This window comes from Kitasatospora sp. GP30, assembly GCF_029892145.1.
Classification (GTDB): domain Bacteria; phylum Actinomycetota; class Actinomycetes; order Streptomycetales; family Streptomycetaceae; genus Kitasatospora; species Kitasatospora acidiphila.
In genome coordinates, this window is sequence record NZ_JARZAH010000053.1 from 1 (window position 1) to 12,562 (window position 12,562).

General features: G+C 71.4%; 12 protein-coding genes. 9 read left to right on the top strand and 3 right to left on the bottom strand.

Annotated elements, in window-relative coordinates:
* Window positions 1-26 precede the first annotated feature (26 nt).
* From P3T35_RS37280 to P3T35_RS37290, 3 genes are all read left to right on the top strand, one after another.
* Entirely contained in the window at window positions 27-134 is a 108-nt protein-coding gene (locus P3T35_RS37280) for a class III lanthipeptide (protein WP_218976621.1), read from the top strand.
* 90 nt (window positions 135-224) lie between these two features.
* Window positions 225-1,487, top strand: a complete 1,263-nt coding sequence (locus P3T35_RS37285; RefSeq protein ID WP_180356262.1) for an MFS transporter — start codon at window positions 225-227, stop codon at window positions 1,485-1,487.
* Window positions 1,487-3,544 carry a prolyl oligopeptidase family serine peptidase gene (locus P3T35_RS37290; protein WP_101378506.1) on the top strand — a complete coding sequence of 686 codons (2,058 nt, stop codon included), beginning with the start codon at window positions 1,487-1,489 and terminating at the stop codon, window positions 3,542-3,544. Before P3T35_RS37285 ends, P3T35_RS37290 begins: the two co-directional genes overlap by 1 nt.
* 21 nt (window positions 3,545-3,565) lie before the next feature.
* Here P3T35_RS37290 and P3T35_RS37295 read toward each other — a convergent pair whose 3' ends face one another.
* From P3T35_RS37295 to P3T35_RS37305, 3 genes are all read right to left on the bottom strand, one after another.
* On the bottom strand, window positions 3,566-4,435 hold the full coding sequence (locus tag P3T35_RS37295; RefSeq protein ID WP_280709399.1) for a PaaX family transcriptional regulator C-terminal domain-containing protein: 870 nt from the start codon (window positions 4,433-4,435) through the stop codon (window positions 3,566-3,568).
* Window positions 4,436-4,560: 125 nt separating this feature from the next.
* Window positions 4,561-5,448 carry a fumarylacetoacetate hydrolase family protein gene (locus tag P3T35_RS37300; protein WP_101378505.1) on the bottom strand — a complete coding sequence of 296 codons (888 nt, stop codon included), beginning with the start codon at window positions 5,446-5,448 and terminating at the stop codon, window positions 4,561-4,563.
* Window positions 5,449-5,561: 113 nt separating this feature from the next.
* Window positions 5,562-5,981: a RidA family protein gene (locus P3T35_RS37305; protein WP_101378504.1), complete on the bottom strand. Its 420-nt coding sequence runs from the start codon at window positions 5,979-5,981 to the stop codon at window positions 5,562-5,564.
* A gap of 135 nt (window positions 5,982-6,116) precedes the next feature.
* On the opposite strand from P3T35_RS37305, the gene P3T35_RS37310 reads away from it, so the two are divergent.
* The 6 genes from P3T35_RS37310 (at window position 6,117) to P3T35_RS37335 (ending at window position 12,556) form a co-directional block, all read left to right on the top strand.
* The gene (locus tag P3T35_RS37310) at window positions 6,117-6,626 is read left to right on the top strand and encodes a cupin domain-containing protein (RefSeq protein WP_101378503.1); all 510 of its coding nucleotides are present in this window, start codon (window positions 6,117-6,119) and stop codon (window positions 6,624-6,626) included.
* Entirely contained in the window at window positions 6,623-7,528 is a 906-nt protein-coding gene (locus tag P3T35_RS37315) for an acyl-CoA thioesterase domain-containing protein (RefSeq protein ID WP_101378502.1), read from the top strand. Before P3T35_RS37310 ends, P3T35_RS37315 begins: the two co-directional genes overlap by 4 nt.
* A 45-nt stretch (window positions 7,529-7,573) precedes the next feature.
* Window positions 7,574-9,232, top strand: coding sequence for an AMP-binding protein (locus tag P3T35_RS37320; RefSeq protein ID WP_101378501.1), 1,659 nt, complete (start codon window positions 7,574-7,576; stop codon window positions 9,230-9,232).
* 11 nt (window positions 9,233-9,243) lie between these two features.
* A complete protein-coding gene (locus P3T35_RS37325) occupies window positions 9,244-11,625 on the top strand; it encodes a bifunctional salicylyl-CoA 5-hydroxylase/oxidoreductase (RefSeq protein WP_101378500.1) in 2,382 nt (793 codons plus the stop codon).
* A gap of 4 nt (window positions 11,626-11,629) precedes the next feature.
* Window positions 11,630-12,067 carry a thioesterase family protein gene (locus P3T35_RS37330; protein WP_280709401.1) on the top strand — a complete coding sequence of 146 codons (438 nt, stop codon included), beginning with the start codon at window positions 11,630-11,632 and terminating at the stop codon, window positions 12,065-12,067.
* A gap of 123 nt (window positions 12,068-12,190) precedes the next feature.
* On the top strand, window positions 12,191-12,556 hold the full coding sequence (locus P3T35_RS37335) for a hypothetical protein (protein WP_101378499.1): 366 nt from the start codon (window positions 12,191-12,193) through the stop codon (window positions 12,554-12,556).
* Window positions 12,557-12,562 lie beyond the last annotated feature (6 nt).

The window sequence follows — 12,562 nt, forward strand, 5'->3', positions numbered from 1 at the left end:
CCACATGCGAGAGGAGGTGAATTGAAATGACCAACGTTCTTGCTCTGCAGGTTCTTTCCGCCGACGTCGACACCGACGACGCGCCGTGGAGCTCCGTCAGCATCATCGGCTGCGGCGGCGTCCAGGTCGCCTGAGCGCAAGCCGGCTGAACAACCGTGTGGGAGGCGGCCGCACCGCGGCTGCCTCCCACACGCACACTCACACCAGTGAGGAAGGGAGAAGAGGTGAAGCGCGACTTCCGGTGGTATCTGCTCGGGCAGACCACCTCCGCCGCCGGCTCCGCGCTGACCACCGTCGCCCTGCCGTACCTGGCCGTGCACCAACTGGCCGCCTCCACCGGCCAGACCGGCGTGATCGCGGCTGCCCCACCCGTCGTCATGCTGCTCTTCGGCTTTCCCCTGGCCGGCTGGTTGGACCGCCGCCCACGCAAGCGGCGCTGGCTCGTCCGGGCCGATCTGCTGGCCTGCGCTGCGCTGTTCGCGGCGGCCGTCGCCCTCGCCGCCAACCGACTGACCCTCTCCACCCTGACCTTGCTCGCCGCCGTTCTCGGCGCCTGCGGCCTCGTGGTGGAGGCCGGCTATTTCGCCCACCTGCGCACCCTCGTGCCAGGCGAGGCGCTCATCCGCGCACGCGGCTGGCTCCAGGGCGGGGAGCAGGTCGGCGGGCTGCTGGGACGGGCTGTGTTCGGCCTGCTCATCACCGGCCTGGGTGCCACTGCCCCCTTCATCTGCGACGCGGCCAGTTTCGCCGTCAGCGCGGTCTGCCTGCTGGCCATCCGCACGCCCGACCGAACCGCACGCCCTGCCCGGGAGGCCGCCGAGGAGCCCGCCCGGAGGTCCGAGCCCCCCAAGCCTGAAGAGCCCGCACCAGGCACGGGCCGGGCCTGGTGGCCCACCGATCCCGCGCTGCGCCGGCTGCTGCCCGCGGTCCTGGCCGGGGCCGCCGGGAGCGGGGCGATCAGCGCGCTGCTCGCCCCCTACCTGCTGCGTGACCTGGCCGTCCCGGGGTCCTGGTACGGCATGGTCTTCGTGCTCGCCGGAGCGACCGGACTCGTCGGCTCGGCCCTGGGCGTGCGGCTCACCCGGCGGCTGCCGCCGTTGTCCCTCGCGGTCGCGGGCCTGCTCGGCGTGGCGCTGACCGCTGCCCTGCTGCCACTCGCCGCCGGGCCCTGGTGGCTCGCGACCGTGCTGGTCTCCGCCTCCATGGCGGGCCAGGCGTGCTGCGGTGCGGTCTCCAACATCGGTCTCACCGGCTACGTCACCGTCGTCGTGCCGGAGGCTCAACTCGGCCGGGCGGGTGTGTCGTTGCAGATCCTCGGCGCGATCGGACAGATCGCGGGCGCGCTGGGCGCCGGGCTGCTGGCGTCAAGCACCGGGGCGACGCCCGTCCTCTGGCTGGCGGTGGCGCTGGGGGCCGCCGGCCCGCTGTGGCTACTGAGCCCTCGCACCCGAGCGGCTCCGATCCCCGAGACCGCTGGGAGGCCCTGATGCCGTTCCACTACCCGCCCGCCCCACGCGGCGAGACCATGGACGTCCTCCACGGGCACCGCGTCCTCGACCCGTACCGGTGGCTTGAGGAGGCAGAGGCACCCGCCACACGTGACTGGCTCGCCCGCCAGCACGACCTCGCGCAGGCGTACCTGAAGCGGCTGCCCGGGCGGGATGCGATGGCGGCCCTGCTGGAGGCGTCCCTTGCCCACGACCAGGTCTCGGTGCCGCGTCCCCGGGGGGAGGCGGAGTTCTTCACGCGCCGGCGGGCGAACGACGAACGCGACAGCGTGTGGCGGCGCGGACCGGACGGCACCGAGGACTGCGTCCTCGACGTCGGCGGCCGGGAAGGGGCCGTATTGGAGGCGTGGGACGTCTCGCCGGACGGGCACCTGATCGCCTACCAGGTCTCCGCGCGCGGCACCGAGTGGTGCACCCTGCACGTCCGTCGGCTCGTCACGGGCGAGGACGCGCCGGAGGCGGCGGGCACCCGGGGCGGTCCGATCGCCTGGCTGCCCGACAGTTCGGGTTTCTACTATGTCCACTGCAAACCGCGCGGGGCCGCACTGCACCGCCGCGTCATGCTGCACCGGTTGGGTACCACCCAGGCCATGGACCGCGTGGTCTTCACCCCGGACCGTCCAGGTTCGCTCAAGGTCCTTCTGTACCACGGTCGTTGGCTTCTCGTGGACGCCTCTCCCGGGCCCGGCGCCCCCAATGGGATCCACCTCGCCGACCTTGCCGACTCCTCGCCCGAGGCACCGCGCTGGTGCGTGGTCCAGTCCGCGGGAACGGCCGTCACCACGGCCGCCGTCGGACCGGACGACCGGCTCTACCTCCGCACCACCCACGGAGCCGACCGAGGGCGACTGTGCGTCGCCAGGTCGGCCACGGAGGGCCCGGCGCACTGGCAGGAGATCGTGCCGGAGGCGCCCGACGCCGTCCTGATCAGCTTCGCCCTCCTCGGGCAGCGCGGTGCGGCCCCCGAGATCCTGGTCAGCCGGCTCCGTGACGCGGCTCATGAACTCGTCCGCTACCCGGCCCCGTCCGAGCCCGCTCGCTACGGCGAGGCGCAGACGCTGCTCACGGCCACCGGCACCATCGCGCACCTCTCGTCGCCGACGGTGCCCGCCGACCGGGTCGGCTTCTCGTACGGCGACTACCTCACCCCCAGGGCGCCCTTCAGCTATCACCGCACAGCCGGAGTGCGCGGTACCACTCGCCAACGACACACCACACAACGGCAGTTCAGGACGTTCTACCCGTCCGTGGACGGCACGTCGGTGCCGGTCTGCGTGATCGCTCCCCGCGAGCGCTCCGGTCCCCGCCCGACCCTGCTCACCTGCTACGGCGGCTTCGGCATCGCGGTCACGCCCGCCTATGACGCACTGCTCCACGCCTGGGTGGAAGCCGGGGGGATCTGCGCCGTGGCCTCCGTCAGGGGCGGCGGAGAGTACGGGGCGGTCTGGCACCGCGACGGCCGTGGGGCCCGCAAGCAGAACAGCGTCGACGACCTGAACCGGGCCGCCGAATGGCTCATCGAGGCGGGATGGACGTCCGAGCACGGTCTCGGCCTGCTCGGGGCCAGCAACGCCGGCCTGCTGGCGGGCGCCGCGCTCACCCAGCGGCCGGAGCTCTACGCGGCTGCCGTCTGCGTCGCGCCCCTCATGGACATGGTCCGCTACGAGCGGTTCGGCCTGGGCGGCGCCTGGACGCCGGAGTACGGCAGCGCGGCCCGACCCGAGGAACTCCGCTGGCTGCTCTCGTACTCCCCGTACCAGCGTGCCGCGCAGGGCCGGGGCCGGGCGTATCCGTCGACGCTGCTCCTGGCCCACGAGAACGACACCCGAGTCGATCCGGTGCACGCGCGCAAGATGTGCGCGGCCCTGCAGAACGCCACCACCAGCGACCGCCCGGTCCTGCTGAGGATGTCGAGCGATACGGGCCATGGCAGACGAGGACGCAGCCAGGACCACGCGCTGGCCACCGACATCCTGAGCTTCCTCGCCCATGAGACGGGGTTGCACGGCCGTGCTGTGCGGCTCGGGGGAGCTTGAAGCAGAGCCCGAACTCCCCGACTACCCCTGTGCGTGGATCACTTCGAGGGCGTGCTCGCGTGCCGGAGTGCCGAGCAGGGTGTTCAACTCGTCGAACAGCGCGCCGGCGGTGACTCCGTTCCAGCCCGGCGGCAGCAGTGACAGCGGCAGCCCGGGGTCGCGGTACGGCAGCCGGCGCCACTCGGTGAGCATCGGTACGTAGAGCTGGAAGGCCTCCGGCGGGGGCTTCTCGATCGCCCGCGCCGCGTCGCGGACCGGGCGGTAGCGGCGCAGGAAGTCCGAGTACAGGGCGGCGAGTTCATCCAGGTCCCACCAGGCGCGGACCTTGGACCGCAGATCGCCGAAGGCGAAGTGGTCGCCGGTGAAGATGTCGACGTACTCGGACAGCCCGCGCCGCTCCAGGGTTCGACGGGTCTCGGCCGCCAGGTTCCCCGGCGCGACCCACACCCCTGGTGCGGCCGTGCCGTAGCCGAGTTGGGTCAGGCTGGTCCTGAGCTCGTGCCGTTTCCCCCGCTCGGATTCCGGGACGGAGAACACCACCACGACCCAGCCGTCCTCGGCGACCGCACGGACGCGCTCGAAGATCCGCACATCGCCTTCGGCGAGCGTCTCCAGGGCCGGGGCCGCCAGCGAGTAGCCGGCGACGCCCGCGTGACGCGTGCTCTGGAGCACGCCACGGCGCTTGAGCCGGGAGATCGACGACCGGACGGCCTGCGCCTCCACGCCGAGGTCCGCCATGAGCCGCACCACCGATGCCACCGAGAGCCAGTTCTGCTCCGCTCGGGCGTACAGGCCGAAGACCGTGATGATCAGCGGACCGAGGCGGGTGTCCCGGCCGGTCGCCGTCGGCGCTTCGAACTGAACCGGCACCGGCTCACTGGCGACGTCCACGCGCTCCGTCCTTGCTGCTCCGGGCCGCTGCCGACCGTATGATCACTCCGCTCGGCAGCCTATCGCCTCGCGGGTGAGCGGTTCGTGCCCGCTCCGGAGCCTCGTTGCGGGCGGGCGATGGTTCGTCAGGTCAGGGAGGTCGAGACCACTCGGTTGCGGAGCTCGCCGAGGCCGCTGACCCGGGTGACGACCAGGTCGCCGTCGCGCAGGAAGACCTGCGGGTCCCGGGCGCTTCCGATGCCGCTCGGGGTGCCGGTGAGGATGACGTCACCGGCCCGCAGGGTCATGCCCTGGCTGAGTTCGGCGATGATCCGGGCGAAGGAGAAGGCCATCTGGGAGCTGCTGGCGTTCTGCAGCAGCACGTCGTTGACCCGGCACTGCACCCGCAGGTCGTCGGGGTCGGCCACCTCGTCGGCGGTGGTGAGCCAGGGGCCGAGCGGCATCGTGGCGTCGATGCTCTTGCCCTTGAGCCACTGGCCGCCGTGTGCCCGTTGGAGGTCGCGCTGGGAGACGTCGTTGGCGACGAGGTAGCCGAAGATGTGCTCGCGGGCCTTCTCCTCGGGGATCGACCGGCCGTCGCGGCCGATGACGAGGGCGATCTCCGCCTCGTAGTCCCACTGGCCGGACAACTCCGCGTCGTAGGCGATGTCGTCGACCGGGCCGATGACGGTGTCCGGGCCCTTGGTGAAGAAGGTCGGACGGGCCGGGCGGGTGGCCGGGTCCTGGCCCTCGCGCTTGCCCTTCGACTCCTCGAAGTGGTCGCAGTAGTTCCAACCGGTGCACAGGATGTCGCGGTTGAACCGGTGCAGCGGTGCTTCGAGGCGGACCTCCGAGAGCCCGACCGTCCGCGCGCCGGAGAGTGCGTTGCGCGCCGCGTCGAGGGCGGTCGGACCGCCGCGGACGAGGTCGTCGACCGTGCCGACGGACCCCGGCAGCAGCGCCACCGCCGCCTCGGCCTCCAGGACGACGCCGGCGTGCCGGGTGCCGTTCACGGTGACAGACGCGAGTTTCATCCCTGCCGCCCCATGCGTGTGCATCCTTCCTGTCCGTCATCAAGAAACATCGATATCGGGTTCCACCGCGACGCGGCCCGCGTATCGGGTCGACGCCGCACCACGGCCCGGGCTCAGCCGGCCGGCCGCACCAGCCGGTCGTCCGGGATCACGGCGACGCCCAGGATCTCGATCGTGGCTTCGGGCTGCCACAGGGCGGTGCACCCGATGCCGGCCATGGCCGGGTAGACCGGGCCGGCGAGCTCGCGCCAGACCCGGCCGATCTCCTTGCCGTGCGCCTGGTAGTCGGGGATGTCGGTGAGGTAGATGGTCACGCTGACCAAGTCCTCCGGCCGGCCGCCCGCCTGGCGCAGCGTCGCGAGCACATTGCCGAACGCCTGACGGAACTGCTCCACGATCCCGCCCGGGACGATCTTCATTTCGGCGTCGAGAGCGGTCTGGCCACCCAGGTAGAGGGTGTTGCCGGCCAGCGTCCCGTGCGAGTAACCACTCGGCGCGGGAAGGGACTTCGGGTTCACGGCGACGGGCGGCATGGCACCTCCGGTGAAGGCTGCGACTGGCTGCGGGGCCACCCGGGTGGGGCGGCGCCGCACGTATTGACAATAAATGACGGCCGTGAAAAATACGAGATACCCGTTGAAGCCGGCTATCGAAACGGAGCCGTTCCCATGGAGCCCAGCCCGCGGCGCCAGCCGCACATCCAGCACAGCAGCAAGTACCGCCTCGAGGGCGACAACTCGATGTACCGGCTGCCCAGCGGTCTGGTCGCGCCCGTGGTGACGCGGGCCGGCGCGGAGGACCAGGGCACCGCCGACTCCGGAGGGGCCGTGCGCGTCTCAGGCGTCAGCATCCAGCACACCCCGGCCACCAAGCTCTGGTTCGGCAAGGTCAGCAACGAGCCCGGCTACCGCTCGGTCTCCCACCACCACGGTGAGGCCGAGACCGGCGGCTACCTGCTGTCCGGCCGGGGGCGCATCTACTTCGGCGAGAAGTTCGAGGACTACGTCGACATGGCGGAGGGCGACTGGGTCTTCGTGCCGCCCTTCATGCCCCACATCGAGTGCAATCTCTCGCGCACCGAGCCGCTGCTGTGGATGACCACCCGCACCCCGGAGAACATCGTCGTCAACCTGCCCGACGTCGCCGACGCCGACCTGCGCGACTGGCTGGACCGATGACCGCCGGCCCGCTCGCCACCTCGGCCGTCTTCACCTCGGCCGTCACCCTCACCCCGGCCGAGGCCGAGCACTTCGACCTCGCCTTCACCGCCGTCACCCAGCCGTGCCCCTGGCCCAAGGCCTACGGAGGCGACCTGGTCGCCCAGGCCGCGGCCGCCGCCATGCGGTCGGTGACCGACGGCAAGACCCTGCACTCGATGCACAGTTACTTCCTGCGGCCGGTCGACATCGGAGCCGCGGTGCGCCACGAGGTGGAGCTGCTGCGGGACGGCCGCGGGTACAGCACCCGGCAGGTGCGCGCCTATCAGAACGGCAAGCCGGTCTACGTCTGCCTGGCCAACTTCGCCGCCGGCGAGCCCGGCGGCACCTTCCAGGAATCCTTCGCCGCCGAGATCCCCGATCCCGAGGAACTGCCCAGCTCGGCCGAGTACCTCGCGCAGCGCCGCGGCGGCTCGATGACCGATGCGTCGAAGGCGTACTGGTCCCACGGTCGGAGCTTCGACATGCGCCATGTGCCCGGACCGGTCTACCTCACCGTCGAGGGGAAGCAGGCGCCGCACCAGGCGGTGTGGCTGAAGCCCTTCGACCCGCTGCGGTCGGTCGAAGGGCTGAGCGAGGCCCAGCGGGACCAGGCCGCGCTCGCCTACGTGTGCGACTACACGATCCTCGAACCCGTGCTGCGCGTGCTCGGCCTGGCCTGGGCCACCCCCGGGCTGGTCACCGCGAGCCTGGACCACGCCATGTGGTTCCACCGGCCCGGACCCGTCGACGACTGGCTGCTCTACGTCCAGGAGGCGGTGGCCGCCGACAACGGCCGCGGCCTCGGCACCGGCCGGTTCTTCACCCGGGACGGCCGTCAGCTGGCCACCGTGGCCCAGGAGGGCATGATCCGCTCCGCCTGACTGCCCGACCGCCTGCACCGGCGGGCCCTTGGAAGGACCACTTCCGTGTCACTCTCACCCTCGGCTCACCAGGACACCTTCGCCCGCGACCACCTCCCGCCCGCCCACCTGTGGCCCGTGATCGAGTTCACCACGCCGGAACTGCGGTACCCGGACCGGCTGAACGCCGCCACCGAGCTCATCGACGTCCCCGTCCAGACCTATGGAGCGGACCGCCCGGCGCTGCTCACACCCGGCGGAGAGACCTGGACCTACGGCGAGCTCCAGACCCGGGCCAACCAGGTCGCCCAAGTGCTGACCGAAGACCTCGGCCTGGTCCCCGGGCAGCGGGTGCTGCTGCGTTCTCCCAACAACCCCTGGACGGTGGCCTGCTGGCTCGGTGTGCTCAAGGCCGGCTGCATAGCCGTGACCACCGTGGCCGCGCTCCGCGCCGGTGAGCTGGCCCCGATCGTCGACCGGACCAGGCCCGCCGTCGCCCTGGTGGACCGGCGGTTCGCCGAGGACGCCCAGCTGGTCAAGGACACCACCCTGCCGTCGATGGCGGTCGTGGCGTGCGGCGGCACCGGCTCGCAGGATCTGACGGCCCGCGCGGCGGCCAAGTCCGGACGGTTCACCAATGTGCCGACCGCGGCCGACGACGTGGCACTCCTCGGCCCGACCTCGGGCAGCACCGGCGTTCCGAAGATCACCATGCACTTCCACCGGGACCTGCTCTCCATCGACCACACCTTCGGGCGCCCCGTGCTCGGGCTGGCGGTCGGCGACACGGTGGCCTGCTCCGCGCCCCTCGCCTTCACCTTCGGCCTCGGCATGCTCGTCGTCTTCCCGCTGCGGGCCGGCGCCGGCGTGCTGCTGACCGAGTCCGCCAGTCCGCTGCAACTCGCCGAACTCGTCGAGCAGAAGCACGTCACGGTGCTCGCCACCGCGCCCACGGCCTACAAGGCGATCCTGCGGGAAGGGCAGGAGCAGCGGCTCGCCGGGCTGCGCGCCGGCGTGTCCGCCGGTGAGCACCTGCCACAGAGCACCTGGGAACAGCTCAGCGAGCGGCTCGGGCTCAGCATCATCGACGGCATCGGCACCACCGAGCTGCTGCACATCTTCATCTCGGCGGCCGGCGAGGACATCCGCCCCGGTGCCACCGGGCGACCACTGCCCGGCTACCGCGCCACCATCCTGGACCCCGACGGGAACGAGCTGGGCCCCGGCGAACCCGGTTGGCTGGGCGTCATCGGCCCCATCGGCTGCCGCTACCTGGACGACCCGCGCCAGCAGGACTACGTGATGAACGGCTGGAACGTCACCGGCGACGTCTTCCACCGGGACCAGGACGGCTACTTCCACTACCAGGCCCGCATCGACGGCATGATCGTCTCCTCCGGATACAACATCGGCGGGCCCGAGGTCGAGGCCGCCATCGACACCCACCCCGATGTGCTGGAGTCGGGCGTCGTCGGCAAACCCGACGTCGAGCGCGGCTCGGTCGTCTGCGCCTTCGTCGTGTTACGCGACGGCGTGCTCGGCGACGCCGCCAAGGCCGAGGAGATCCAGAACCACGTGAAGCAGGTCCTGGCCCCCTACAAGTACCCCCGCGACGTGCGCTTCTGCACCGCGCTGCCGCGCAACGTCAACGGCAAGCTGCAGCGCTTCGCGCTCCGCAGGATCGTCGACGACGAGCAGGCCGCCGCGCCCGCCGCCGAGCAGTGAGAGGAACCCCCGTGAAGATCGCGATCGTCGGCGGTGGCCCCGGCGGCCTCTACTTCGCTGCCCTGATGAAGCAGCTCGACCCGGCCCATGAAGTCACCGTCTGGGAACGCAACGCCCCGGACGACACGTTCGGCTTCGGCGTGGTGTTCTCGGACGAGACGCTCGGCGGCATCGAGAACGCCGACACCGAGTTCGCCACCGCCATGGCCACCCGCTTCGCCCGCTGGACCGACATCGACATCCACATCCACGGGCAGCGCCACACCGTCGGCGGTCAGGGCTTCGCGGCGATGAGCCGCAAGGAGCTGCTCCACCTGCTGCAGGAGCGCTGCCGCGGCCTCGGCGTAGCCCTGCACTTCTCGACACCCGCGCCCGACGCGGCCGAGCTCGCCGCCGGCCACGATCTGGTCATCGCGGCCGACGGCGTCAACTCCCGGATCCGGCAGGCGCATTCGGACGTCTTCCGGCCCGCCCTGGACCGTCGGCACAACAAGTACATGTGGCTCGGCACCGACCTGGTCTTCGAGGCGTTCCAGTTCTTCATCCAGCAGACCGAGTGGGGGACCATGCAGGTCCACGGCTACCCCTACTCCGACGGCGGTTCCACCTTCATCGTCGAGATGCACGAGGACGTGTGGCGGCGCGCGGGCTTCGACGCCACCGAGAACGTCCAGTTCCCGCCCGGTGCTTCGGACGATCAGGCCGTCGACCGCATCGCCCGGATCTTCGCCGCCGAGCTGGACGGCCACCGGCTGTTCGCGAACAACTCGCGGTGGCTCGACTTCACCACCGTGCGCAACGAGCGCTGGCACCACGGCAACACCGTGCTCCTCGGCGACGCGGCCCACACCGCGCACTTCTCGATCGGCTCGGGAACCAAGCTGGCGATGGAGGACGCACTCGCGCTCGCCGCCTGCCTCCATGAACACCCGGACCTCCAGGAGGCGTTGACGGCCTACGAGAGCGAGCGGCGGCCCGTCGTCGAATCCACCCAGCGGGCCGCGCAGGCCTCGCTGGAGTGGTTCGAGAACATCGGCAGGTACGTCCACCAGGAGCCGGTCCAGTTCTGCTTCAACCTGCTCACCCGGTCGCGCCGGATCACCTACGACAACCTGCGCACCCGCGACCCGGAGTTCGCCGACCGCGTGGACCGCGCCTTCGCCGCCTCCCAGGGGCTCGACGGCATCGTGCCCGCGATGTTCCAGCCCTTCCGGTTGGGGCGGCTGGAGTTGAAGAACCGGGTCATCGTCTCCCCGATGGACATGTACTCCGCCGTCGACGGCGTACCGGGCGACTTCCACCTCGTCCATCTGGGGTCCAAGGCGATGGGCGGCGCCGGGCTGGTGATGACCGAGATGGTCTGCGTCTCAGCCGAGGGCCGCATCACCCCTGGCTGCAGCGGCCTGTGGACCGACGCCCAACGGGACTCCTGGGCCAGGATCGTGTCCTATGTGCACCAGCAGAGCACCGCCCGGATCGGCCTCCAACTCGGCCACTCGGGCCGCAAGGGCTCCACCCGGCTCATGTGGGAGGGCATGGACGAGCCGCTCCACGACGGCAGTTGGGACATCGTCGGCCCGTCACCCCGGCCCTACGGGGCCGGATCGCCCGTCCCGCGCGAGGCCACCCGAGCCGACCTGGACCGGATCACCGCCGACTTCGTCGCCGCCGCCCGGCGCGGCGCCGAAGCCGGCTTCGACCTGCTCGAACTGCACTGCGCGCACGGCTACTTGCTGTCGTCCTTCCTTTCGCCGATCGCCAACCGGCGCACCGACGAGTACGGCGGGCCGCTGGAGAACCGACTCCGCTTCCCGCTGGAGGTGTTCGACGCGGTCCGCGCCGCCTGGCCGGCCGAGCGGCCCGTGATCGTCCGCATCTCCGCGACCGACTGGGCGCCGGACGGGAACACCGAACACGACGCGGTCGAGATCGCCCGCGCCTTCATCGCCCATGGCGCGGACGCGATCGACGTCTCCTCGGGCCAGGTCACCAAGGACGAGCGCCCCGCATACGGCCGCTCCTACCAGACCCCGTTCGCCGACCGGATCCGGCACGAGGTTGCCGCCGCCACCGGCACGGCGGTCATCGCGGTGGGCGCCATCGCCTCCTACGACGACGTGAACTCGATCCTGCTGGCCGGCCGCGCCGACCTGTGCGCCATCGGCCGCACCCACCTCTACGACCCGCACTGGACCCTGCACGCCGCGGCCGAGCAGAACTACCGGGGCGCCGCCGCCGACTGGCCGCTGCCGTTCAGCGCCGGCAGCCGGAAGCCGCCCACCTCGCGGACCGATGCCGTACGGCCGCGCCTGTCGCTGCTGAAGACCGGCGAGCACGACCAGACCGTCCACCTGCGCTGGACGCCGACCCGTGAACCGGCCCCCGTCGCCTGAGCCGGTGGACGGCGCGGACCTCGCCCGCGCCGTCCACCGGTGCCGCGTCGAATGGATGGACACCGACGCGGCCGGACACCACCACAACTCCGCCGTCGTGCGGTTCGTCGAGGCGGCGGAAGCAACCCTCATGCGGGCCTGCGGCATCACGGGCTACTTCGGCGCCGCACCCCGGGTGCGGTACGAGGTCGACTTCACCTCGCCACTCTGGTTCGGCCAGGACGTGACGACCATCCTCGTGGTCGAGCGGATCGGGACGTCCTCCCTCACCCTCCGGTTCGAGGTCTGGGGGGAGGAGACCGACCGGCACCCGCGCTCACTCGCCGCCGCAGGGCGCTACGTGACCGCCTACGTCCCCGCCGGGCACCGCAGCGCGGTGCCGTGGCCCGACGCGTGGACCGCGGTCTGGAAGCAGAGCGGGCCGGCCTGGGAGCTGCCCTGACGCGGGCTGTCCGGATGACGGCGCCGACCGCGGCCAGAGCACCCGGCCCGTGCGGGAGAGCGCCCGGCCTGTGCGGGGCTGCCCCTTCAGCGCTACACGATCTACCTCGATGTCGCCCTGCAGATGGCCGATCTCCTCTTCAGGGAGGCGGAGCAGCAGGAACCGGGCGCCCAGAAGAAGGACGTGACCGACCTCATCGACTGCTTCCTGATGGACGTCGCCTCCATCGCCGCCACCAATGACGACCGCAAGCGCGGCGTGCCGCGCCCCGGCAACTCCGAGGGTGAGGCGGTTCGCCGCGACATCGCAACCGTCTACAACAGCTACAAGGGGCGCATCTCGCGCGACCTGTCGGTTGAGCGCCAGGAGACGATTGCCCCGCTGTTCCCCGCGGACAAGACGCCGCAGGGTGTCAAGGACGACTTCACCACCCTGATCACACGCGTCGCCAAGGGCGCTCTGTGGGCCTGGAGCATCAACAACTCCTGACCGCTG